The organism is Bacillus sp. M13(2017) (assembly GCF_002218325.1).
Taxonomy (GTDB): domain Bacteria; phylum Bacillota; class Bacilli; order Bacillales; family Bacillaceae_G; genus Bacillus_A; species Bacillus_A thuringiensis_K.
On sequence record NZ_KZ268500.1, the window covers coordinates 331,851 to 356,277 of the forward strand.

The window sequence follows — 24,427 nt, forward strand, 5'->3', positions numbered from 1 at the left end:
ATTAAAATTGATAGAATCTTTCTGAAAAACAAGGGGGTAAATGGAATGAACATCTACGTACTCATGAAACGAACATTTGATACAGAAGAAAAAATCGTAATTAAAAACGGTGCAATTTACGATGGCGAAGCGGAATTCATCATCAACCCTTACGATGAATATGCAATTGAAGAAGCAATTCAAGTAAGAGACGCACAAGGTGGAGAAGTTACAGTTGTAACAGTCGGTGGCGAAGATAGTGAGAAAGAACTTCGTACTGCATTAGCAATGGGCTGTGATAAAGCGGTATTAATTAATATTGAAGATGATGTAGAAAATGGTGACCAGTTCACGACAGCAAAAGTGCTTGCTGAATATTTAAAAGATAAAGATGCAGATTTAATTTTAGGCGGAAACGTTGCAATTGATGGTGCATCTGGACAAGTAGGACCACGCGTAGCTGAAGCGTTAAATATTCCGTATGTAACGACAATTACAAAACTTGAAATTGACGGTACAAATGTGAAGATTGAGCGTGATGTTGAAGGGGATACAGAAGTGATTGCAACTTCATTACCAGTTTTAGTAACAGCACAACAAGGTTTAAATGAACCGCGTTATCCATCGCTTCCAGGTATTATGAAAGCGAAGAAAAAGCCACTAGAAGAATTAGAATTAGATGATTTAGATTTAGAAGATGATGATGTGGAAGCAAAGACAAAAACAATTGAAATCTATTTGCCTCCTAAGAAAGATGCAGGAAAAGTGTTACAAGGCGAGCTGCAAGATCAAGTAAAAGAACTTGTATCGTTGCTCCATACAGAAGCGAAAGTAATCTAATAAAATACGAAATTATATATGCAGGAGGGAAAATCTATGGCTCGTAAAGTATTAGTAATGGGTGAAGTTCGTGATGGATCACTACGTAACGTTTCGTTTGAAGCGGTAGCAGCAGCAAAAACAATTGCAGAAGGCGGTGAAGTAGTAGGTCTTCTAATTGGAGACAGCGTTGCCTCTTTTGCAAAAGAATTGATTCATTACGGTGCAGATCGCGTTGTGACAGTTGAAAATGATAAATTAAAATCATATACATCTGATGGTTATGCACAAGCGTTTTTAGCTGTACATGCTGAAGAAAATCCAGAAGGTATTGTCTTTGGACATACAGCACTTGGTAAAGATTTATCACCAAAATTAGCAGCGAAGCTTGAAGCTGGTTTAGTTTCTGACGTAACTGCTTTAGAGGTTGAAGGTGGAAATGTTATCTTCACTCGTCCAATTTACTCTGGTAAAGCATTCGAGAAGAAGATTGTAACAGACGGCATCTTATTTGCGACAGTGCGTCCAAATAACATTGCAACTCTGGAAAAAGATGAGTCTCGCAGCGGTGACGTATCTTCTATTACAGTTGATGTGAAAGATTTACGTACAATCATTCAAGATGTTGTCCGTAAAACGGCAGAAGGTGTTGATCTTTCTGAAGCGAAAGTTATTATCGCTGGCGGACGCGGTGTAAAGAGTGAAGAAGGCTTTAAACCATTAAAAGAGTTAGCTGACGTACTAGGCGGCGCTGTTGGGGCATCTCGTGGTGCTTGTGACGCTGAATACTGTGATTATTCATTACAAATCGGTCAAACTGGTAAAGTTGTTACGCCAGACTTATACATTGCATGTGGTATTTCTGGTGCGATTCAGCATTTAGCAGGTATGTCTAACTCAAAAATCATCGTTGCGATTAATAAAGATCCAGAAGCAAGTATCTTTAAAGTAGCTGACTACGGTATTGTCGGTGACTTATTCGAAGTTGTACCTCTTTTAACAGAAGAGTTTAAAAAGTTAAAAGTACATTCATGATTTAAGTACCCTTGAGTTCCAAGTGAAGTACCCCTATATATAGAAAAAGGTGAGAGATCCCCTGTCTCTCATCTTTTTAGTTTTTAATCCGTATTTTTATATAGTATAAAGGAACATTTTTTTGTTACAATACATAACGATACATATTATTCGCCACGTATATAAGTTAATGATATACTCTTGGTAGAATATACTTGAAGGAGGAAATAAAATGGCAATTGTAAACGCAAATGACCAAAGCTTCGCAGCTGAAACTAGCGAAGGTGTTGTATTATTAGATTTCTGGGCACCTTGGTGTGGACCTTGTAAAATGATCGCTCCTGTATTAGAGGAAATCGATGCAGAACTAGGCGAAAAAGTAAAAGTGGTAAAAGTAGACGTTGATGAAAACCAAGAAACTGCTCGTCAATTCGAAGTAATGAGTATTCCAGCTCTTTTCGTATTAAAAGACGGTAAAGTAGTTGATCAAGCGTTAGGTTACAAACCGAAAGAAGCGTTAGTAGAATTAGTTTCTAAACACTTCTAAAATAAAGGGGCTACCATTTGGTAGCTTTTTTTATTTTCTTTTTTACAGTCTTTCCGTTACAATAAAAGAACGTATGTTGGGTGTTTGGGCATAGTATGTTTTCAAGGGGAAATAAAAATGCTAAGTATGTAGAAATGGAGGGAGACGAGTGCACGAACATTTGAAAGAGAAGTTGGCCATTTTACCAGATCAACCTGGTTGTTATTTGATGAAAGATAAGCAAGGAACGGTTATATATGTCGGAAAGGCAAAAGTGCTTAAAAATCGTGTGCGCTCGTACTTTACTGGTTCACATGATGGGAAAACACTGCGGCTTGTAGGAGAAATTGTTGATTTTGAATATATTGTAACCTCTTCGAATTTAGAAGCGCTTATTTTAGAGTTAAATCTAATTAAAAAATATGATCCGAAATATAATATTCAATTAAAAGATGATAAAACATATCCCTTTATTAAAATTACGGCGGAGAAGCAACCGCGCTTACTCATTACTCGAAACGTAAAAAAGGATAAAGGGAAATATTTTGGTCCTTATCCAAATGCACAATCTGCTCATGAAACGAAAAAACTGCTAGATCGTATGTATCCACTTCGGAAATGCACGAATATGCCAGATAAAGTTTGTTTGTATTATCATATGGGTCAATGCTTAGCACCTTGTGTGAAAGAAGTGACGGAAGAACAAAATAAAGAAATTGTAGATGAAATTATTAAGTTTTTAAATGGTGGACATAAAGAAGTTCGTTCAGAATTAGAAACAAAAATGTATGAGGCCTCAGAGAAACTAGAGTTTGAACGTGCAAAAGAGTTGCGTGATCAAATTGCTCATATTGATGCGATTATGGAAAAACAAAAGATGATTATGAGTGACTTAGTGGATCGTGATGTGTTTGGATATGCAGTGGATAAAGGATGGATGTGTGTTCAAGTTTTCTTTGTTCGAAAAGGAAAGCTAATTGAACGCGATGTTTCTATGTTTCCAATTTACGATGAACCAGAAGAGGGTTTTTTAACTTTTATCGGCCAATTTTATGAAAACAGTAGTCATTTTAAGCCGAAGGAAATTGTCGTTCCAGGAAGTATAGACTCGGAATTAGTAGAGCGGTTTTTAGAAGTAGAAGCAACACAGCCGAAACGTGGTAAGAAAAAAGACCTTGTAGAATTAGCAAATAAAAATGCGAAGATTGCTCTTGAAGAGAAGTTCTACTTAATTGAACGTGATGAAGAACGAACGATTAAAGCGGTAGATCATTTAGGGAAGCAGCTTGGGATTGAAACACCGTATCGTATTGAAGCGTTTGATAACTCAAATATTCAAGGAACAAATCCCGTTTCTGCAATGATTGCTTTTATCGATGGGAAACCGGCGAAGAAAGAGTATCGAAAATATAAAATTAAAACGGTTCAAGGACCAGACGATTATGAGTCTATGAGGGAAGTTGTGAGGCGCCGTTATACAAGGGCGCTTAAAGAAAATTCACCTTTACCTGATTTGATTATTATTGATGGAGGAAAAGGCCATCTAGCGGCTGCAAGTGATATTTTAGAGAATGAGCTCGGATTATATATTCCGATGGCAGGTCTTGTAAAAGATGATAAACATAAAACCTCCCATTTAATTATTGGGGATCCACCGGAACCTGTGATGCTTGAGAGAAATAGCCAAGAATTTTATTTATTGCAGCGTATTCAAGATGAGGTGCATCGATTTGCGATTACATTCCATCGTCAATTACATGGGAAATCTGTCATTCAATCAGCGTTGGATGATATTCCAGGAATCGGTGATAAACGGAAAAAGGTATTGTTAAAACATTTTGGTTCATTAAAGAAGATGAAAGAAGCTTCTATAGAGGAATTTGTCGAAGCGGGTATGCCAAAAAATGTCGCGGAGACGATTTATACGTATTTAACAGATAAGAAGACGTTGTAGTTTACAACGTCTTCTGTTTTTTGATGTAATTTCTGAAGATTTAAAATAAACACATCTGAATGAAAATACAAAAAAGTCAACTAAACTGATATGTCTAGTTGACTGTAGGTAATGCTTACACTTCAATGAGATCTTTTATATCCCATTTTACAAGAAATGTAATAGAGTCAGAACGTTTTTTCTTTTCTTCGTATGACTCTGCAACGACGTTCCGTTGCTTTTGGATTTGTTCAGCGATGAATCCGGCTTCTAGTTGATAAGAAGAATGTCGTTTTTGTTTTTGACGTTCTGCAATGAGTGTACCTTTAAGTTGGAACTGCATTTCACGACGCTTATGTTCAACAATGCTTAAAGTGCCCCAGCCAGCCTTTTCAAAGAACTGAATGACTTCTTCAATTGTTTCTAGCGGATATTTTCTTGCAAGGTTTCTACCAGACCAGTATAAAATACCATCTAAATCGTTGCCGATTAAATCAGGTAGTAATTCTTCACGTAGCAATTCATAAGCGAAGGCGTTCAATGAAACATCTTCTAAAGATGTTGTATCGATTGTATTTTTGCTCACAATATTCCCCTCTTTCTATAGGGATTATTATATAACATTTCACATTTATAAAAACAGATTTTTCTTTAGGAAAATCTGAATATATAAGAAGAAAAAAAGAATTGGCAAATTATATGCAAATTATGTATACGTTTTCTTGACGCTTCGACAAAAATAGGAGTAAAATGAACTTGGTATCAAATTATGCTGAAATATTTCGAATAATTTTTTCAGTTTTTCTTATGCCAATAGTGAAAAAACATTATTGTTGTAAACTAATCTGAAAACAGCAGTCAAACATTCAAGGGGGGTAATGGGGACATGAAAGGCCGCGAGTATACGTTTCGTAAGTGGCACTCATTAATGGGGGTCATCCCGGTTGGTGTCTTTTTGACGCAACATTTAATTGTAAACAACTTTGCAACACGAGGAGCAGAGGCTTTTAACAAAGCTGCAGGCTTTATGGAGCTCCTTCCATTCCGGTATGCGCTAGAAATTTTCATCATCTTTTTACCGATACTGTACCATGCTATATATGGCTTATATATTGCATTTACAGCTAAGAACAATGCGGTTTCTTACGGTTATTTCCGTAACTGGATGTTCGTCTTCCAAAGAATTTCAGGTATCGTTACGCTGATCTTCATTTCTTGGCACGTCTGGGAAACTCGTATTCAAGCAATGTTAGGTAAAGAGGTAAACTATGATATGATGGCAGATATTTTAAACAATCCAGCTATGTTTGCATTCTACTTAGTTGGTGTTGTTTCAACAATTTTCCACTTTGCAAATGGACTATGGACATTCTGCATCAGCTGGGGAATTACAGTATCTCCACGTTCACAAAGAATCTCTACTTATGTAACATTAGCTATTTTCTTAGGTTTATCTTATGTAGGTGTGAGTGCATTATTAGCGTTCATCGATCCACAGCTAGCAAACCAGTAAGGAGTGGGAGAGCATGAAAGGGAAACTTATAGTAGTCGGCGGTGGCTTGGCTGGCTTAATGGCAACGATTAAAGCGGCAGAAGCAGGAGTAAATGTTGAACTGTTTTCTTTAGTACCAGTAAAACGTTCACATTCTGTATGTGCTCAGGGCGGAATTAACGGTGCCGTAAATACGAAAGGTGAAGGGGATTCTCCATGGATCCACTTTGACGATACAATTTATGGTGGGGACTTCTTAGCGAACCAACCACCAGTTAAAGCAATGTGTGAAGCAGCACCTGGTATCATTCATTTAATGGACCGTATGGGTGTTATGTTTAACCGTACGGAAGAAGGACTTCTTGATTTCCGTCGATTTGGTGGAACGCAACATCACCGTACAGCATTTGCTGGTGCAACAACTGGACAGCAATTACTTTACGCATTAGATGAGCAAGTACGTCGTCACGAAGTAGCAGGACTTGTAACGAAATATGAAGGTTGGGATTTCTTACGAGCTGTTGTTGATGATGAAGGTGTGTGCCGAGGAATCGTTGCACAAGACTTACAAACTATGGAGATTAGAAGTTTCGGAGCAGATGCCGTGATTATGGCAACAGGGGGCCCTGGTATCATTTTCGGAAAATCAACAAACTCCATTATCAATACAGGTACAGCAGCTTCTGCTGTATATCAACAAGGCGCATACTATGCAAACGGTGAGTTCATTCAAATTCACCCAACGGCAATTCCTGGAGACGATAAATTACGTCTTATGAGTGAATCTGCACGTGGTGAAGGTGGACGTGTTTGGACATATAAAGATGGTAAACCATGGTACTTCTTAGAAGAAAAATATCCGGCTTACGGAAACCTTGTACCTCGTGACATCGCAACACGTGAAATCTTTGATGTTTGCGTAGAGCAAAAACTAGGTATTAACGGTGAAAACATGGTGTATTTAGATCTTTCTCATAAAGATCCAAAAGAACTAGATATTAAACTAGGTGGAATTATTGAAATCTATGAGAAATTTACAGGGGATGATCCTCGTAAACTACCAATGAAAATCTTCCCAGCTGTTCACTATTCAATGGGCGGACTATGGGTTGATTATAAACAGATGACAAATATTCCAGGTTTATTTGCAGCAGGTGAATGTGATTATTCTATGCACGGAGGTAACCGTCTTGGTGCGAACTCACTATTATCAGCAATTTATGGTGGTATGGTAGCGGGACCAAACGCAATTGAATATATGAAAGGTCTTTCTAAATCATCGGATGCTGTTTCATCTACTGTATATGAACAAAATGAATTAATCGAAACAGAGAAATTTAACAATATTTTAACGATGGATGGTAACGAAAATGCGTATGTTCTTCATAAAGAGCTTGGAGAATGGATGACAGATAACGTTACAGTAGTTCGTGAAAATAAAAAATTATTAGAAACAGATGCGAAAATTGAAGAATTAATGGCTCGTTACAAACGTATTAACATTAACGATACAGCAAGATGGAGTAACCAAGGTGCTTCATTTACACGCCAACTTGCAAATATGTTTGAGTTAGCACGTGTTATTACAATTGGCGCATATAACCGTAATGAGAGCCGTGGGGCGCATTACAAACCTGAATTCCCAAATCGTGATGATGCAAACTTCTTAAAAACTACGATGGCAAAATTTGAGGGAGAAGGAAATGCACCAGCATTCCATTACGAAGACGTTGATATTTCATTAATTAAACCGCGTAAACGTGATTATTCTTCAAAACACGATGTAGCTGCTAAGGGTGAAGAGAAGGGGGATAAACAACATGTCTGAGAAAACAATCCGCCTCATCATTACGAGACAAGACGGGCCAGATGCGCAAGCGTTTGACCAAGAGTTTGAAATTCCATATCGTCCGAATATGAATATTATCTCAGCACTTATGGAAATCCGTCGTAATCCTGTTGATTCAAAAGGGAACCAAACAACTCCGATTGCATGGGATATGAACTGCTTAGAGGAAGTATGTGGTGCATGTTCGATGGTGATTAACGGAAAACCACGTCAATCATGTACGGCACTTATCGATCAATTAGAGCAACCAATTCGCTTAAAACCGATGAAGACATTCCCGGTTGTACGTGACTTGCAAGTTGATCGTAGTCGCATGTTTAATGCTCTAAAACGCGTTAAAGCGTGGATTCCAATTGATGGTACGTATGACCTAGGGCCAGGACCAAGAATGCCTGAGAAAAAGCGTCAATGGGCTTATGAGCTTTCAAAATGTATGACATGTGGTGTTTGCTTAGAATCATGTCCAAACGTAAACAGTAAGTCTGACTTTATTGGACCAGCACCGTTATCACAAGCTCGCTTATTCAACTCACATCCAACGGGTGAAATGCATAAAGCAGATCGCTTACGTGCAATTATGGGAGATGGAGGACTAGCAAACTGTGGTAACTCTCAAAACTGTGTGCAATCATGTCCGAAGGGTATTCCTTTAACAACTTCAATTGCGGCATTAAACCGTGATACAACAATTCAATCGTTCAAAGATTTCTTTGGTAGCGATAATAACTATTAATAAATATTGCCTCTTCATATCGAAGAGGCAATATTTATAACTGTATTTTTCTGTTTATTCTGTTTATTTAAAGGTGAAAAGGAGAGATAACAATGAAGAGGATTTCTTATATTGAAGACTTTGAGCAATGGGAAAGTGGTTTTTCGTTTTACAACCCTGTAAAGGTTCGTTTTGGTGAAGTAGATATGTTTGGACATGTAAATAATGTCGTTGCTTTTACTTATTTTGAAGAAGCTCGTATTGCGTTGTTTAAAGAACTTGGATTTATGCAAGAGTGGACACATGCATCATCAGAAACGATGATCGTTGTTGCGGATTTACAATGTAATTTTATTAAGCAAATATATTTTGATGAACAGCTGAAGGTGTATGTAAAGGCAGGATCGGTCGGGAATTCTTCTTTAGATTTACATTATATGGTGAAGAATGCAGCAGGAGAGGTTTGTTTAGTAGGTCGTGGAATGATGGTTCAAGCGTCGAAAAAAACAGGAAGAGGCGAACCATGGCCTGAAGAATGGAAGAAGAAATTAATACAATAATAGAGTGAAAGAAAAATAAGAGAGCAATTTGCTCTCTTATTTTTTGTCTTCCATCGCTTCTTCTAATGTTAAGTGATGTTTATATAGGTATGTAGCGTATGGATTACCAACGTAGCGTAAGTGCCATGGTTCATATGCATATTCTGTTGTATCTGTTTTATCTTCTAAGTAACGAATGACAAAGCCGAATTCATGAGCGTGTTCTGCGACCCATTTTCCTTCTGCTGTCTCCCCGAAGATAGGCTCTAATTGAAATTTAGCTGATTTTGAACTAATATCCATTGCTAAACCCGTTTGGTGTTCACTTGTACCAGGGATTGCGCTTACCGAATTAGCTTCGGCTTTTCCTTGACGTCTAACGTATGTATCATGCAACGATTTTTGGCGTTTGTATGAACGATAACCAGATACAGCTGTAAGATCAAGCCCTTCTTTTTTCGCAGCTTTAAACATGTTTTCAAGTGCCTCTGCAGCATCTTTTCGCAGCAATGTTTTTTCTTTATCTTTTGGACTAATAAATGGTACATTTGGTCTCGTTAAGTCTTCAGGAATGTATCCATCTGGTAGTTTTCGATGTTTATTAATTAAGACAAGATTAGATTTTGGATTTGTTACAACTGAAAAGTCATTGTCTATTTTCTTTGCATTATGATCAGCTTTTGGAAAAGCAGGAATCTCTTCTTTTTTATGGTTATTATGCTTTTGACTTTCGACAGCTTTTGCTTCATTATGTAGTGGTGTTTTAGAACCAAAGTAAGCGAAAGATGTGATACCGATTACAATAGTAGTGGCAGAAATAATTATTATCTTTTTCATGATGCCTTGTAATCACAGTCCCTTCTTCATAAAATGTGTAATGTTTTTTTTATTATAAATCTAGTTTGTTGGAAAAGGAATATAAGAGTCATAACGTAATAGAAATGCAAAGAAAATGTCAGAAAATTTGTGAATTTGTAGTATTTTTTTATATAATTCATTTCTTATCTTTCATGAAATGCATTTTTTATGTAATATATATACATAAGAAGATGTAGCGATTATCGAGAATAGAGAACTTCTTGTATAGACTAGGAGTGAATGGGAATGGATTTTGCAACAATTATTGGACTTATTTTAGGATTTGTAGCAGTGGTAGTAGGGATGGTCGTCAAGGGCGCTGACATAACAGCCTTATTAAATCCTGCCGCAGCATTAATTATTTTTATTGGTACATTTGCTGCAGTATGTATTGCATTTCCGATGAATCAACTAAAAAGGGTTCCAAAACTATTTAAAGTTCTTTTTGGTTCAAATAAAAAGGATTTAAGTTATGAACAGTTGCTAGAATTATTTGTTCATTGGACATCTGAAAGTAGAAAATACGGTATTTTGTCTTTAGAGCAACAATTAGACAAAATTCAAGATGAATTTCTTTTGCGCGGTATGAAATTTGTGATTGATGGCGTATCCGCAGAAGATTTAGAGCAGATTTTGGAATCTGAATTAGAGGCAATTGAAGAAAGACATGCAAAGGGAGCTGCTATTTTTTCACAAGCTGGTACGTATGCACCGACATTAGGAGTTTTAGGTGCTGTTATCGGTCTTGTAGCTGCGCTTGGTAACTTAACTGATATTGAAAAGTTAGGTCATGCTATTTCGGGTGCGTTTATTGCAACGATTTTTGGTATTTTTTCAGGTTATGTATTATGGCATCCATTTGCAAATAAGTTAAAGCAAAAATCTTCAGCTGAAATTGAGAAAAAACGTTTAATCATTGATTGTTTATTAATGTTACAAGAAGGTACATATCCGTTTATTATGAAGAACCGCATTTTAGGTGCACTTTCTGCAACTGAGCGTAAAAAGCTAGAAAAAGGAGCAGAAAAAAATGCGGAGTAAGAAAAATAGAAGAGGTAAAAAGAAAAAACATGATGAGCATATCGATGAAACGTGGTTAATCCCATATTCTGATATGTTAACGTTGTTATTTGCATTGTTTATCGTTTTATTCGCAATGAGTAGTATAGATGCTGCGAAGTTTAAACAGATGGCAGTTGCTTTTCGAAGTGAATTAGCTGGGGGAACAGGTAACAAAGAATTTTTAAGTGATCAAAAGCCAAATGATGAAAAAGAATTATCAGCAAGTAGCCTTGAGGCAGAACAAGCAAAAAAACAAGAAGAAGCTAGAGCTAAAGAAAAAAAAGAGATGGATGAATTGAAAGCATTACAAAAAAAGATTGATCAATATATTAATGAAAAACAATTATCCTCTTCTTTTCAAACTAAATTAACTGAAAAGGGATTAATGGTGACAATATTAGAAAATATACTGTTTGATTCGGGGAAAGCAGATGTGAAATTAGAATCTTTAGGGATTGCAAAAGAGATGTCTAGCTTACTTGTTTCAGCGTCACCTCGTGAAATTACAGTATCGGGTCATACAGATAATGTCCCTATTGCCAATGCGCAGTTTGCGTCGAATTGGGAATTAAGTACGCAGCGGGCAGTTAATTTTATGCAAGTATTACTGCAAAATAAAGAATTACAACCAGAAAAATTTAGTGCGATTGGATACGGAGAATACCGTTCAATTGCTCCAAACGATACACAAGAAGGAAAGGCAAAGAATAGACGTGTGGAAGTATTTATCTTGCCTTTAACAGAGAAAGTAAAATAAAAGAGGATGGCGAATGCCATCCTCTTTTATTTTACTTCAAATGATTTTAAGTTGTCGCGACGGATTTTATCTTTTTCTGCATCTGATTTTTTGAAATCATAATCATATAAAGCGCCTTCCCAATCGCCATACATTGGATTCGGGAAAATAATGAATTTCTCACCAAATTGTGCTTTTGAATCTGCTACTGTTTGGTTACGATCTTTTACAGATTTTCCATCAAAACCTGTGAAATCAGATAAGTTATCACCGAAGAATAAGACAATATCATGAGTTTGAGAAACGAGTTCACGGCGTTTTTCTTTTCCTTTTTCTTTCGGATCTTGTAGTAATATATGTTCTTTCGTTGCTTGAGGAGCACCTACACGCTCAAGATTTTTAATTGTTGCATCTAGTTGATTCATTTTACGATTTGAGATGTAGTAAATATCTACACCTTTAGACTCTGTATATTTTAAGAAATCAATTGCGCCTGGAAGGGCTTCAGCCTCAGCTTTGTTAATCCAATCATCCCATTTGTAAGGATAGCCTTTGCCTGTTTTTACGCTCATTGCTTGATGAGGACTGTTATCTAAAACAGTTTCGTCTAAATCAAGCACGATAGCAGGTTTTTTCTCTGTCCCTTTTGCAAGAATTGCATCAAGCTTTAATTGACCAATGTTGTACCCTTGGTAGTAAAGTGCTTTCGCTTCACCGGCTGTTTGATACCATAAATCAGCCATTAATTGTTGTTCTGTTAATTTTACTTTCTCTTCTTTTGCCACTGTTTTCTCTGGTGTTCCTGAACATGCTACAAGTGATGTAGATAGAACCGCTACAGATAATAAAGTGGTAATGCCCCTCTTCATCTTCATATGTATCCTCCTTGATGTTAGAAAATCATTTTATATTATATATTAAAATATAATATTTTTATATGAACATTTGCATATTGTCTTTTGTATATATAGTAGTATGTCCTATATTAGAAAGATGAGCAAAATAATAATAGTTATTTTGACAAATTTTATTGTCGTAATGACAATTATAATTGACAAAAAGAAATTTGTTATTTACAATTTTAACTAAATAGAACAAATGATGGATTAATGACGATGTTTACATATAAGAGGATGAAGCGTGGTGCTATATTTTGTCTTGAATAAACATAGTCTTTGAAAGAGAGTACGAATGATACTAAAGGGGAGGCTTTATACTTGAGTTTACAAATTCAAAACTTAACGAAACAATTTGGGGAATCAAAAGCAGTTAACGGTTTGCAAATTTCGTTACCAAAAGGTGAAGTACTAGGGTTACTTGGACGAAATGGTGCAGGGAAAACAACAACAATCAAAATGCTTCTCGGATTATTAACGCCTAATGAAGGTTCGATTACATGGGATGGAAAAGCATTTGGAAATAGTGGTGTAACAATTGGGTATTTACCAGAAGAAAGAGGTTTATATACAAAAAGTAGAGTAATAGATCAGCTGCGATATTTTGGTAGATTAGAAGGAATGTCGAAGAAAGAAGTGGATCACGCTATTGATCACTGGTTAGAGCGTTTAGCGATACCAGAATATAAATTTAAAACGGCTGGAGAGCTTTCAAAAGGGAATCAGCAAAAAATCCAATTAATTGCTGCTCTTCTTCATAATCCGGAACTTCTCATTTTAGATGAACCATTCAGCGGCCTTGATCCAGTTAATGCTGGGATGTTATCTAGTATTATTGAAGAACAAGTACAGAGCGGAAAGACGATTATTTTATCAAGTCATCGTATGGAACAAGTAGAGGCTTTTTGCCAACATGTATGTATTTTGAAAAAAGGTGAAGCAGTCGTAAAAGGACAGCTAAGTGATATTAAGAAAGAATACGGTTTCCGTAATTTAACGATTGAAGATACAGTAGAGAATGAAAAGGGATTAGAAGCTATACATGTATCGTATGAAAAACAACAAGGCCTTCTTTATGTGAAAGTACAAGACGATGCGGAAGCTCTCAAGATTTTGCAACAGTTGCAAGAGCAAGGTGTTAGCTTACGACAATTCAAAATGTTAGAGCCGACGTTAAACGAAATCTTTGTAGAGAGGGCGAAATAACGATGCGTAAATTTTCTCACGTATTTTCATTTTATTTTAGGGAAGCATTTTTATCTAAAAAATCATTAATTACGAGTGCGATTTTATTTTTAGTTGTGTTTGGGATTTTTGCATTTAATCATTTTACTTCAGGCGATGATAAAAATAAGGATAAAGATAAAATTGCAGTTGTAGTAGAGAGTTCCACATATAAAGTTCAAAAGGATGAGCTAAATAAGCTATTGCCATCAGCAAAAATAACAATTGGTTCAAAGGATGATTTTGATAAACTGCATAAGCAAGTAGAAGAAGGTGATTTAGATGGTCTATTCCATGTGACGGAAAAGGGTGGGGCTCCATCGATTACATATATGTATAATGGATTTCCAAGCCAAGCAACTTCTGCAATTATGGCAGGATATTTAAAGCAACAATATACGATGGTGACGATTGCCAAAAATAATGTTTCACCAGAAATTGCACAGCAATTACAAACAGAAATTCAAGTAAAGCAAGAAGCGATAAAAGATCGTACATCTTCTTTCGGAATTGCCTATTTCTTTACATTTGCTTTATATATGTTTATTGTAGCGTTCGGAAATACAATCGCAATGAATATTGCATCTGAAAAGGCGTCACGTGTAATGGAAGTAATGCTTCCGAAAGTGAAGCCTCTTACGATGATGTATGCGAAAATTTTAGCGGTTGTTTCAACGGCGTTATTGCAACTTGTCATATTGGCGTGTGGTTATCTTATTCCATATTTGTTAGGTTGGGTCGATTTAGAAAGTGCCTCACTATTTGGTATTCCAATTGACTTTACGAAATTAGATGCAAAGGTTATCAGCATGTTTCTTGTTTATTTCATTACGGGATATTTACTTTATGCGATGATGTATGCTGCTGCTGGAGCTGTTGTGTCTAAGACGGAGGATTTACAAGCTGTATCTTTCCCGGTAATGATTTTAATTATGGCTGCATTCTTTATTAGTATTAAATCATTAAGTGATCCGAATAGTACTATCGTTGTTGTAAGTTCTTACGTTCCATTTTTTACACCGATGGTTACCTTCTCACGTATTGTAGCTGGTGAAGCAGGTATGCTAGAAATTACGATAACATTAGCAGTCTTATTGGCGACAATTGCGGTATTAAATGCTGTTACAAGCCGCATTTACGTAAACGGGGTAATGAATTACTCAGATAAAGTGAAATTTAAAGATTTAGCGAAATTTATAAAGCGTCAATAATGAGAGAAAAGCATGATTTCCTATTGAAATCATGCTTTTTCTTTATGTATAAATTAAAAATAGTATATAATAATAAGAGTCGTCTTTTAATAGAATGAATAAAAAGGAGGGTGTGCAGATGGGGATTAGTAGTCGTTTTACAGTAGGTGTTCATATGCTGACATTACTTGCGATAGATCGAAACTCTCGCTGTACCTCTGAATGGATTGCCGGTAGTGTGAATACAAATCCAGTTGTGATTCGTCGCATTACAGGAATGTTGAAGAGAGCAGGACTTGTTGATGTACAAGCTGGTAAAGGTGGTACGACACTTGCTCGAGATTTAGAAGAAATTACATTACTTGATGTATATAAAGCAGTGGAAGTTGTAGAAGAAGGACAGCTATTTTCCTTCCATGAAAATCCCAACATTGAATGTCCAGTAGGAGCTAATATTCAATCAGTATTAGAAATTATTTTAATGCAAGCGCAAGAAGCGATGGAAAACGTACTTGCAAATGTAACGGTAGATCAATTAGTTACAAATTTAAAGTCTAAAATGAAAGAATAAAAAAAGCGAGCTTCCTCATAATGAGGGCTCGCCTTTTTTTATTCAGAAATATTGAAAATTCTATTTTTCAGTATTTAAAATGAATTTACCTACGATAGCTGCGAAGATACCACCAAGAATTGGTGCTACGATGAATACCCATAGTTGAGAAAGTGCTTCTCCACCAACAAATAAAGCTGGTGCGATACTACGAGCTGGGTTAACAGATGTTCCAGTTAACGGAATTCCTAATAAGTGAATTAAAACTAATGTGAAACCAATTACTAGTCCAGCTAAAGAAGAACTTCCTTTTTTACCTGTTACAGCAACGATAACTAAAATAAATACGAAAGTTAAAATGAACTCAACTAAAAATGCTCCAGATAAACCAAGAGTTCCGAAACCATTTTGTCCTAAATTATCTAAAGGTGTTTTAGCAGATTTTAAAATTGTTACTAACGTTGCAGTTCCTAATAAACCACCTAAAATTTGAGCTAATACATAATAACAAAGTTCCATAGCGTTCATTCGTTTGTTGATGAACATAGCTACTGATACTGCTGGGTTAATGTGACATCCAGAAATTGTTCCGATGCTATATGCCATAGCTACAATAGATAGACCGAAAGCCATAGCGATTCCTAATGTTCCAATTCCTTCAATTCCGCCGCCAGTGACAGCTACTCCAGTTCCGAATAATACAAGTACAAATGTACCAATAAATTCAGCGATTGCTTTTTTTAACATAATTTACCTCCTATTAATGCGCATGAAACGTATTATAACATAAGTTTTAGTATAAGCAGCCAATGAAATACTATTCTGATAAGGCGAAATAGGGGGACAATAAAAAAGAGTATGGTTCATCTCTATAGAACCATACCCTTTTTTTATGCCGATTTTTTCTGTTTAACGACTGGAACAGAACGGTTTAAAATACTATTTGCAACCATTCCTAACATGATAATAATCATTCCGATGAGAGAAAGTCCTCCAGGGAGTGAACCATTTAAGAAAATGATTTCTCCAAGTACGGTAAAGACCATCGTTCCAGCTTGTGTTGCTTCAACAGCTCCAAGTAGAGCGAGGTTATCTTTTGCTAAGTCAGTAGCAAAGAAAAATGTCATCGTTGCAATAACGCCGGAACATAATGCTAACAAAAATCCTTGAAGCATTTGGTTGGATGTTGGAATGCCAGTAGTAGAAAATCCGTATATACCAAGCAAGATTGTTATAGGAAGACTTCCAATTGCCATTCCTAATACACGTTGGAACGTATCAAGGTGTCCACCAACAAGCTCCATCATTTTTCGGTTACCGAACGGATATAAGAAAGCGGCTAATACGACAGGTAAAAAACCTGAAATGAACTGAGTCATTGTAATATGGCCTGCGGCAGTTGCTTGCATACAAATTACACCAAGTAAAATAAATAATGCAACATATAAGCTACGAAGTGGAATTTTTCCACGTACAAGTTTCGTACCTGATTTTGTTTCTATTTTCACGAAAAATAGTGGTGATAGTAGTAAACCAGCTAAAATCGTAACTTGCCAAGTTCCAGCAACGAGCCAAGCTGGAGAAAAGACAGCTGCAAAACTTAATAAAGAATAAAAACCAATACCGGCAACAGAACCCCATCCGATCCATGCCAATGGATGTTTTTTTAACTCTTCCCATAATCCCCTAAAGTTTTTGCGAAATAAAACGATAAGGAATAAAATAGGAAGAGCAAATAAAAAACGGAAGGAAGCTGTCCAAGCCCAGCTCGTTCCAGATACATTCATTGCTCTATTGATAATAAAGGTTGCAGAAAAAAAGGCCGATGATAAAAGGCCTAATAAAATTGCGCGCATGAAGTATAGCACTCCTTTCGAAAATAAATAATTATGTATAGTATGATATACTTTTTGTGAATAAAAGTAAACTATTTTATACTTTAAGGTGGTTTTATATATGAAAGAAAATGAAGATATGCAAACGAAAGAAGTCATTCAACAAGTTGGACAGTTATTGAGACAAATTCGAAATGAACAGAAATTAAGTTTAGAAGAATTAGCTCATAAAACAGGAGTTAGTAAATTAACATTAGGAAAGATCGAAAGAGGGGAAACAAATCCGACGCTAGCTGTCATTTGGAAAATAACGAAAGGGTTATCAATTCCTTTATCCAGATTAATGGTTGTTGGAGAACCTGTAGCTGTTGCGCGCTGTGGAGAAGGATTTGCAGTAGATGAAGGACAAGCGTGGCATTTAGAAACGATGTTCCGTTATACGAAAGAAACAGGGATGGAAATGCACCGTGCTTGTTTACGATCAAATAGTATATATGAACCAGAAGCTCATCATGAAGGTGCGATTGAGCTTGTAACGGTAATGAAAGGGAAAGTGTCTATTCAAGTGGAGAATGATGTATACGAATTAAATGAGTTTGATTCCATTCAATTTGAAGCGAATAAGAAGCATATTTATAAAAATGAAGAAGAAGAAGTGGCAGTATTACATTTAACGATGAAATATTCTTCATGAAAAAATCACCTATAGGATTCTATAGGTGATTTGCTCTTCTTAAGTATGTGAAATGATGCCGTTAGTACGAACGTGGCATAAGTAATAAACAAATGAAATAAACTAAAAATCCTGTCCCGAAACATAAAACAGCAATAATCCAAATGATACGAATAAGAGTAGAGCTAATATCAAAATATTCTCCTAAACCACCACATATACCAAATAGCATTTTATCAGTTTCGGATTTACATAACTTTTTTGACATATTCCAATCAACTCTTTTTTATATCAAACTGCATACTTTTATTCTATATGGAAATTTATGAGAAGACTATGGGGTTGTATTACATTTTTTTGTGAGAAGCGATCGTATTAATTGTCTTAATTTTCAGTGGATATTAAACTTGTAGTTATGAGTTGATTTTTAATAAAGGGTGGGGAAATAGAGATGACAGTATATTGGTTGAATAACGTAATGCTTGAATCAGGATATACATATGAAGAAGAGAGAATTTCACAAACAGAAACAGAATTATGCAGTTTACTTATTGAAGATGGTCGAATTAAAAAAATTATAAAAGGGATTATTCAAGAGGAAGATATAGTAACTTTTGATGCTAAGCACTTATTAATGTTGCCAGCTTTCAAAGAGATGCACATTCACATTGATAAAACATATTATAGTGGCCCATGGAAAGCTTGTATGCCAGCAGAAAGTATTTTTACACGTTTTAATGAAGAAGAAAAAATTTTACCAAAGCAATTAGCGACTGCCCAAAATAGAGCGGAAAATATGCTAGAGTTACTACTGCAAAATGGTGCAACGAATATTAGAACGCATTGTAATGTCGATCCGATTATTGGGCTTGGTAATTTGGAGGCGACGTTAGCGGCATTAGAAACATATAAAAATCGAGTGTCTAGTAGAATTGTTGCGTTTCCGCAACATGGATTATTGCGCAGTGATTCTGTGCAACTCGTGAAAGATGCGATGCGTATGGGTGCTCATCTAGTTGGAGGGGTAGATCCAGCTACAGTGGATAATGACATTGAAAAGTCATTACATACAATTATGGATATCGCAGTAGAATTTAATGCGGATGTTGATATTCATTTGCACGATGCGAATAATCTTGGAACGTTTACGATGAAGAGATTGGCAAGTTTAACAGAAGAAGCAGGATGGCAAGGCCGTGTAACGATTAGTCATGCACTTGGACTTGGTGGTGTTACTGATAAAGAGGCTGAAGAAGTGGCAGAAAGACTCGCAAATGTAAATATTGATATTACTTCAACAGTGCCAATTGGTAAACAAGTAATCCCAATTCCGTTATTAGATAAAAAAGGTGTTAAGGTTTCATTAGGAAATGATAGCATTACAGATCACTGGTCACCGTTTGGAACAGGTGATATGCTTCAAAAGGCGAATCGATTAGCAGAGCGTTTTGGGTGGAGTGACGAAGGGTCTTTAGGAAAAGCACTCCGCTTTATTACAGGAGGAAAAGAAACGTTAAATAATGAAGGAAAGCGAGTATGGCCGAATGTAGGGGATGAAGCGAGCTTTGTTTTGACGAATGCGACATGCGCTGCTGAAGCAGTAGCGCGTCAAACAGAAAAACGTTTAGTCGTGTATAAAGGAAATATTGTTGTTGGAAGTTTAAATGAGGTGGAATTAAATAATCTTGTGTAGAAGAATCGTTTAAATATTTTGAGGAGGGTTCTAATGGTGAGTATAGAACTCTTCTTTTTTATTCTTACAATATATTTTTATAGGAAAGCTAGAAGGGATGAAAAAATTGGACAATCAACATAATCAAAATCATATTATGGGAACTTTGCAATGGTTTATATTTCTATTAGCAAATTCAATCGCACTACCAATTGTCGTTGGAGGATTATTTCATCTTACGACGGAAGAAATATTTTATTTAATGCAGCGTACGTTTTTTGTAGTTGGTATATCTTCTTTCTTACAAGGATGGATTGGGCATAGACTGCCAATTGCGGATGGACCAGCTGGATCTTGGGTTGGTGTATTTACAGTACTTGCTTATGCAACGGCCGGACAAGATCAATTGCATAGTACACTGCAAATTTTAGAGTTAGGAATGATAATCTCCGGTGTTATTTTAATAGGATTAGGAGTAACTGGTTTTATAGGACGTATTTTATTTTTATTTACGCCAGTTGTGACAGGGACGTTTTTACTTTTATTATGTTTACAATTAAGTGGTGTATTTTTAAAAGGAATGCTAGGAATTACAGCTACTATTTCTCAAATCGATGGATTTACAGCGATAATTGCGTTTAGTATATTTTTGTTCGTTATTATACTGTCTAATTTTGGAAAAGGTTTTGTCAAAAGTTATGCAGTTTTAATAGGATTAATTAGTGGGTGGATTATTTTTCTTATTGCAGGAAAATTGACAATCCCATCTCAAGTAACTCATTTTGTGCAACTTCCACATATATTTGCTTGGGGACTTCCAAAGTGGAATATAGGTATGGCTGTATCAAGTTTCGTTATGGTATGTATTTTAGTTTCGAATACGGTGGCAGCTATTATAGCAATTAATCAAGCAACTATTCATAAAGCGACTATTGAACAAAAACAGTTGAAAGATGGAACATGGGTTGGGGGGATTTCACATATCATCTCTTCTGTATTTTCAACTGTAGGTGTCGTACCATTACCAGCAACGGCAGGATTTATACGTTTAACAAAACAAAAGTATATACGATCGTTCTTAATGGCATGTGCGTTACTAGTCGTAATGTCTCTTTTTCCAAGTATTATTCGTTACTTGGCATCTTTACCATCTGCTGTCGCATCGGCTGTTTTAATGGCTTCGTTCGTACAGTTAATTGGAATTGGATTTAATAATATAAAACAAGTGCCGATGAGTGAAAGGAATGTAACGATTTTAGGCGTTGCAGTATTATTTGGCAGCGGCGTTATGTTTTTACCGTCTGGAGCACTCCAATCCTTGCCGTCTGTTATGCAATATATATTTGGTAATGGTTTATTTGTAGGTACGGTTGTAAGTATATTGCTAGAACAAATATGGCGTGTTGGAAAGTGAGTGGATAAAAAGAGTGTACGCACTGTATAAAAGTCTAAAATAACATGTGAAATAAAGCCCATTTTCATTCACCACCTGCACATTTCGTTCATACAATATCTTGACTAAATAAACACCCAACTTACACATACACAGCTCTGGCTTAAGCAAGGAGGGTTATACCAGTTGAAGGAAAAAGCGTATCAATCTAAACCTTTACTCACAAAGAGAGAGAGAGAAGTATTTGAATTGCTGGTTCAAGATAAAACAACGAAGGAAATTGCAGGTGAACTTTTTATAAGTGAAAAGACAGTTCGCAACCACATCTCAAACGCAATGCAAAAGCTAGGGGTTAAAGGACGTTCACAAGCAGTTGTTGAGCTTCTTCGCATGGGAGAGCTCGAACTATAAGAAAGCAGCCGACTTTTATATAAAAGTCGGCTATTTTTTTTGTTTATATTTTGAACTTAAAAAAGGTATCTCAGACTGTGAGGGGGAAGATATGTTTAAGAAAGAAATGTTAAAAATAACTATTTTAAAATATGATGAGGTATCCTTGTCATTCATGGATAAGAAGGTGCAAATATGAAGTTGTATTTTAAGGATATGGAGATAGGTGAAATTAAAGATGTTTTTGGAGATATGCCATGGATGTATGGAACAATTCGTCTATACGAGAATAGTAAAACGTTCCAAAAATATTTTCGTGAGATGGTAGACGAAGATAGTGCATTTGATTTTGAAAGCATAGACCCTGAATTTTTACATGAAGAAAATTGGTCTATTTTTGATGAGGATGATCAGCGGTATTTAAGGATTGATATACCTGCTATTCATATGGAGGATACAACAATTGCGTGGCGTTGGAGATAAAAGCTATACAGTTGTGAACATCTTCGTACGAAAGAATTCAAACGATAACAATAAGCTGAATTTTATACAAAAGGTCAGCTTATTGTTATCGTTTTTTTCGCTTGCTATATGAATGATAAGAACACTCCATACATAAATAGGTAGTAAGGAGGGGATATGTTGAAAAGGATATTGTTAGTTTCAACAAGCGCTCATGATATGAATGGACACCCGACTGGTTTGTGGTTGGAAGAGCTCGCAGCTCCTTATAATTTGTTTAAAAAAGCTAAGTTCGATGTTGATATTGTGTCGATACAGGGTGGTAGAGTACCGATTGATAGAGTGTCTATTCCGAATGGGATACCTCGTGAGTTTAAGCATGTTGCATCTTTGTTGCAAAATACGAATCCGATCTCAACGGTTCATTTTGCGGATTATGATGCGGTTTTATTTGGTGGTGGGCACGGGGCGATTGTAGATTTTGCGGGTAATCCGTATGTTGCAAATTTGATTGAAAATATGTACAACAATAACCGGATTGTGGCGGCTGTTTGTCACGGAGTAAGTTCTTTAGTCGGTGTGAAAAATAAAGATGGTTCGTTTTTTGTTGCCGGTAAGCGTATAACAGGTTATACAAATGATGAGGAAAAAGCTGTGCATTTAGAAAAGCGAGTGCCGTTTTTATTAGAAAGTAAATTGAAAGAAGAAGGGGCTTTGTTTTATGTGGCTCCAAATTTCACGCCGCATGTTGTAGTAGATGGGCGTTTAATTACAGGGCAAAACCCGCAGTCTAGTATGGAAATAGGGAAAGCTATAAGGAGAGCTGTAAATAAAGTATAGAAAAAATGCTCGTTACTTATAAAGGTAGCGGGCATTTTTCTATAGTATAAATGACCCCTTAAACTAAAAAGATATATTGAGTATAGTGACTTCATTTATAATTAATTGTGAATTTGCTATACTATCTTGTATGGACAAAAGGGGAGGCTCTTTTAATGAGAAAAGTTGCATGTGCAAACACTTATATTAATAAAATAAAGCCCGTTATTAGAAAAACGAGTTTTAGTCAATTGAAAATAGATGAAATTGCGAAGTATATGGATATTAGTAAAGCTACTTTATATAAACGTTTTTCTTCAAAAGATGAGATTATTGAAGCTGTGGTAGAAGATTTTATGAACTACCTTCTTGAAGGAGATGCGGATAATCAAGATGAAAGTATGTCTTTTACAGAACGTTTCCAAAAGACGTTTATTCACTCTTTAAAATGTGTGACGTATATTTCAGATGTCTTTTTACAAGATTTGAAAGAGGCATATCCGCACTTATCTGATCAGTTAGTCGCTGCGCAACAAAATCGTAATCATAATTTGCAAATGTTTTTTGAAGCTGGTATGGAACAAGGTTACTTTAATAAAATGAACGCACAATTATTTATGGTGCAAGATGACGTGATGTTAAGACGTATTATAGATCATTCTTTTTGTATTCAGTACGATATTACGTTAAAGAAAGCGATACTTGATTTTTATCAACTAAAGAAGTATCAACTTTTTAAACCAGAGTATATAGAAGCAATTGATGATTCGGAAATTGAAAAAGAAGTTATTGCTATTTTGCAAATGATTTCGTAAAAAAGCAGGTTTTCCTATAGTAATGGAAAACCTGCTTTTTTATTACATGTTATTTTTTACGTATTGCAATACTAATTCAGCTACTGCACCACCTGAAGCTGGGTTTTGACCAGTGATAACACGATTATCTTCTACAGCGAAAGCTTCCCAAGGCTCTGCAGCTTTTTCGTAAAGTCCTCCATTTTTAATGAGTTCATCTTCTGTTAAAAATGGAACAAATTGATCTAATTCAGCTAGTTTTTCTTCTTCATTTGAAAATCCTGTTACTTTTTTACCGCTAATTAAACGTTCCCCATTACTTAATGTAATGTGAAATAAACCAGCAGCTCCGTGACAAACAGAGGAAACGATTCCTCCATTTTCATAAATGTTACGGCTAATCATTTGAAGTTCTTTATTTTCTGGGAAGTCCCAAATCACACCGTGACCACCTGCGTAATAAATAACAGCATAGTCTTCTGGATTCACCTCACTCGGTTTCATTGTAGAACCGAGACGATTCATAAATTCTTTCTTTTGATACCATTCCCAATCGATGCTCTCCGCCATTGCTAAACTATGCGGGTCAATCGGTGTATAACCACCTTGTGGGCTAACATAATCTACTTCGTAACCAGCTTCTTCAACTTTTTTAACGAAATGGACAGCTTCACCAAGCCAAAGACCAGTAGCTCGATTTAAATTTGGATATTTTTCTACGCTCGTTAATACAACTAACATTTTTTTCTTCATCATAATCCTCCTGTAATGTTTCTTCTATATAAAAATTTATTATTTTATTAAGTTAGAAATTGCAAATTTGAATAACCATGTCAGCCCTCTTTATATCGGATTCGAAATTAGTGTATAACAATTTTTGAACAAAGTAAACTAAAAACACTAAATTAGTTTACTTTGTATATTTTTCGTTGACAAACTGTAATGCTGAAACTATGATAGTTCCATGAATATCGAACAACATACATGTTGCGTTTCGGATCCAGTTTGTC

General features: G+C 35.9%; 27 protein-coding genes. 20 read left to right on the top strand and 7 right to left on the bottom strand.

Annotated features, from left to right (window positions below):
• The first annotated feature begins 45 nt into the window (after positions 1–45).
• From etfB to uvrC, 4 genes are all read left to right on the top strand, one after another.
• Complete coding sequence (gene etfB / locus CGQ22_RS01980) at positions 46–819, top strand: electron transfer flavoprotein subunit beta (protein ID WP_001029027.1); 774 nt, start codon at positions 46–48, stop codon at positions 817–819.
• Between the two features lie 36 nt (positions 820–855).
• A complete protein-coding gene (gene etfA / locus CGQ22_RS01985; protein WP_000101942.1) occupies positions 856–1,833 on the top strand; it encodes an electron transfer flavoprotein subunit alpha in 978 nt (325 codons plus the stop codon).
• A gap of 211 nt (positions 1,834–2,044) precedes the next feature.
• Positions 2,045–2,359: a thioredoxin gene (gene trxA / locus CGQ22_RS01990; RefSeq protein ID WP_001018943.1), complete on the top strand. Its 315-nt coding sequence runs from the start codon at positions 2,045–2,047 to the stop codon at positions 2,357–2,359.
• Between the two features lie 148 nt (positions 2,360–2,507).
• Positions 2,508–4,292: an excinuclease ABC subunit C gene (gene uvrC / locus CGQ22_RS01995; RefSeq protein ID WP_000544299.1), complete on the top strand. Its 1,785-nt coding sequence runs from the start codon at positions 2,508–2,510 to the stop codon at positions 4,290–4,292.
• Positions 4,293–4,407: 115 nt separating this feature from the next.
• Here uvrC and CGQ22_RS02000 read toward each other — a convergent pair whose 3' ends face one another.
• Positions 4,408–4,857, bottom strand: a complete 450-nt coding sequence (locus CGQ22_RS02000; RefSeq protein WP_000042226.1) for a YslB family protein — start codon at positions 4,855–4,857, stop codon at positions 4,408–4,410.
• Positions 4,858–5,157: 300 nt separating this feature from the next.
• On the opposite strand from CGQ22_RS02000, the gene sdhC reads away from it, so the two are divergent.
• The 4 genes from sdhC to CGQ22_RS02020 all read left to right on the top strand — a co-directional run bounded on the left by sdhC (position 5,158) and on the right by CGQ22_RS02020 (position 8,884).
• Complete coding sequence (sdhC, locus tag CGQ22_RS02005) at positions 5,158–5,784, top strand: succinate dehydrogenase cytochrome B558 (protein WP_000678354.1); 627 nt, start codon at positions 5,158–5,160, stop codon at positions 5,782–5,784.
• Positions 5,785–5,797: 13 nt separating this feature from the next.
• Entirely contained in the window at positions 5,798–7,591 is a 1,794-nt protein-coding gene (sdhA, locus tag CGQ22_RS02010) for a succinate dehydrogenase flavoprotein subunit (RefSeq protein ID WP_000676750.1), read from the top strand.
• A complete protein-coding gene (sdhB, locus tag CGQ22_RS02015) occupies positions 7,584–8,345 on the top strand; it encodes a succinate dehydrogenase iron-sulfur subunit (protein ID WP_001291827.1) in 762 nt (253 codons plus the stop codon). Before sdhA ends, sdhB begins: the two co-directional genes overlap by 8 nt.
• Positions 8,346–8,437: 92 nt before the next feature.
• On the top strand, positions 8,438–8,884 hold the full coding sequence (locus tag CGQ22_RS02020; protein WP_000822733.1) for an acyl-CoA thioesterase: 447 nt from the start codon (positions 8,438–8,440) through the stop codon (positions 8,882–8,884).
• A gap of 36 nt (positions 8,885–8,920) precedes the next feature.
• Here CGQ22_RS02020 and CGQ22_RS02025 read toward each other — a convergent pair whose 3' ends face one another.
• Positions 8,921–9,700 (bottom strand): M15 family metallopeptidase, encoded by a 780-nt coding sequence (locus CGQ22_RS02025; protein ID WP_000720201.1) that lies wholly within the window; start codon positions 9,698–9,700, stop codon positions 8,921–8,923.
• A 267-nt stretch (positions 9,701–9,967) separates the two neighbouring features.
• Between CGQ22_RS02025 and motA the strand changes: the two genes are divergently transcribed.
• Together motA and motB are read left to right on the top strand one after the other, a co-directional pair.
• Positions 9,968–10,762, top strand: a complete 795-nt coding sequence (motA, locus tag CGQ22_RS02030; RefSeq protein WP_000344853.1) for a flagellar motor stator protein MotA — start codon at positions 9,968–9,970, stop codon at positions 10,760–10,762.
• Positions 10,752–11,540: a flagellar motor protein MotB gene (gene motB, locus CGQ22_RS02035; protein WP_001256734.1), complete on the top strand. Its 789-nt coding sequence runs from the start codon at positions 10,752–10,754 to the stop codon at positions 11,538–11,540. Before motA ends, motB begins: the two co-directional genes overlap by 11 nt.
• Positions 11,541–11,566: 26 nt before the next feature.
• On the opposite strand, the gene CGQ22_RS02040 is transcribed toward motB, so the two are convergent.
• Positions 11,567–12,394 carry a 5'-nucleotidase, lipoprotein e(P4) family gene (locus CGQ22_RS02040; RefSeq protein WP_046945861.1) on the bottom strand — a complete coding sequence of 276 codons (828 nt, stop codon included), beginning with the start codon at positions 12,392–12,394 and terminating at the stop codon, positions 11,567–11,569.
• A gap of 342 nt (positions 12,395–12,736) precedes the next feature.
• Between CGQ22_RS02040 and CGQ22_RS02045 the strand changes: the two genes are divergently transcribed.
• From CGQ22_RS02045 to CGQ22_RS02055, 3 genes are all read left to right on the top strand, one after another.
• The gene (locus CGQ22_RS02045; protein WP_000058121.1) at positions 12,737–13,621 is read left to right on the top strand and encodes an ABC transporter ATP-binding protein; all 885 of its coding nucleotides are present in this window, start codon (positions 12,737–12,739) and stop codon (positions 13,619–13,621) included.
• Between the two features lie 2 nt (positions 13,622–13,623).
• Positions 13,624–14,850 carry an ABC transporter permease gene (locus CGQ22_RS02050; RefSeq protein ID WP_001224980.1) on the top strand — a complete coding sequence of 409 codons (1,227 nt, stop codon included), beginning with the start codon at positions 13,624–13,626 and terminating at the stop codon, positions 14,848–14,850.
• A gap of 118 nt (positions 14,851–14,968) precedes the next feature.
• Positions 14,969–15,400 carry an Rrf2 family transcriptional regulator gene (locus tag CGQ22_RS02055; protein ID WP_000512998.1) on the top strand — a complete coding sequence of 144 codons (432 nt, stop codon included), beginning with the start codon at positions 14,969–14,971 and terminating at the stop codon, positions 15,398–15,400.
• 60 nt (positions 15,401–15,460) lie between these two features.
• Here CGQ22_RS02055 and CGQ22_RS02060 read toward each other — a convergent pair whose 3' ends face one another.
• On the bottom strand, positions 15,461–16,126 hold the full coding sequence (locus tag CGQ22_RS02060; RefSeq protein WP_000913213.1) for an aquaporin: 666 nt from the start codon (positions 16,124–16,126) through the stop codon (positions 15,461–15,463).
• A gap of 143 nt (positions 16,127–16,269) precedes the next feature.
• On the bottom strand, positions 16,270–17,235 hold the full coding sequence (locus tag CGQ22_RS02065) for a DMT family transporter (RefSeq protein WP_089148241.1): 966 nt from the start codon (positions 17,233–17,235) through the stop codon (positions 16,270–16,272).
• Between the two features lie 100 nt (positions 17,236–17,335).
• Here CGQ22_RS02065 and CGQ22_RS02070 point away from each other — a divergent pair, with 100 nt between their 5' ends.
• Entirely contained in the window at positions 17,336–17,908 is a 573-nt protein-coding gene (locus CGQ22_RS02070) for a helix-turn-helix domain-containing protein (RefSeq protein ID WP_000661924.1), read from the top strand.
• A gap of 61 nt (positions 17,909–17,969) precedes the next feature.
• On the opposite strand, the gene CGQ22_RS02075 is transcribed toward CGQ22_RS02070, so the two are convergent.
• On the bottom strand, positions 17,970–18,155 hold the full coding sequence (locus CGQ22_RS02075) for a PspC domain-containing protein (RefSeq protein ID WP_000038409.1): 186 nt from the start codon (positions 18,153–18,155) through the stop codon (positions 17,970–17,972).
• Positions 18,156–18,338: 183 nt separating this feature from the next.
• Between CGQ22_RS02075 and CGQ22_RS02080 the strand changes: the two genes are divergently transcribed.
• The 6 genes from CGQ22_RS02080 to CGQ22_RS02105 all read left to right on the top strand — a co-directional run bounded on the left by CGQ22_RS02080 (position 18,339) and on the right by CGQ22_RS02105 (position 23,438).
• Positions 18,339–19,580 carry an amidohydrolase family protein gene (locus CGQ22_RS02080; RefSeq protein ID WP_089148242.1) on the top strand — a complete coding sequence of 414 codons (1,242 nt, stop codon included), beginning with the start codon at positions 18,339–18,341 and terminating at the stop codon, positions 19,578–19,580.
• A gap of 97 nt (positions 19,581–19,677) precedes the next feature.
• Positions 19,678–20,973, top strand: a complete 1,296-nt coding sequence (locus tag CGQ22_RS02085; protein ID WP_002164195.1) for a purine/pyrimidine permease — start codon at positions 19,678–19,680, stop codon at positions 20,971–20,973.
• A 165-nt stretch (positions 20,974–21,138) separates the two neighbouring features.
• On the top strand, positions 21,139–21,363 hold the full coding sequence (gene gerE, locus CGQ22_RS02090; protein WP_000659484.1) for a spore germination transcription factor GerE: 225 nt from the start codon (positions 21,139–21,141) through the stop codon (positions 21,361–21,363).
• Between the two features lie 174 nt (positions 21,364–21,537).
• Positions 21,538–21,825 carry a hypothetical protein gene (locus tag CGQ22_RS02095; protein ID WP_000780763.1) on the top strand — a complete coding sequence of 96 codons (288 nt, stop codon included), beginning with the start codon at positions 21,538–21,540 and terminating at the stop codon, positions 21,823–21,825.
• 156 nt (positions 21,826–21,981) lie between these two features.
• Positions 21,982–22,644, top strand: coding sequence for a type 1 glutamine amidotransferase domain-containing protein (locus tag CGQ22_RS02100; protein WP_089148243.1), 663 nt, complete (start codon positions 21,982–21,984; stop codon positions 22,642–22,644).
• A gap of 155 nt (positions 22,645–22,799) precedes the next feature.
• Positions 22,800–23,438 carry a TetR/AcrR family transcriptional regulator gene (locus tag CGQ22_RS02105; RefSeq protein WP_001233028.1) on the top strand — a complete coding sequence of 213 codons (639 nt, stop codon included), beginning with the start codon at positions 22,800–22,802 and terminating at the stop codon, positions 23,436–23,438.
• Between the two features lie 42 nt (positions 23,439–23,480).
• Here the strand turns inward: CGQ22_RS02105 and CGQ22_RS02110 are convergent, their stop codons facing one another.
• Positions 23,481–24,170 (bottom strand): type 1 glutamine amidotransferase domain-containing protein, encoded by a 690-nt coding sequence (locus CGQ22_RS02110; protein WP_000728508.1) that lies wholly within the window; start codon positions 24,168–24,170, stop codon positions 23,481–23,483.
• Positions 24,171–24,427: the final 257 nt, after the last annotated feature.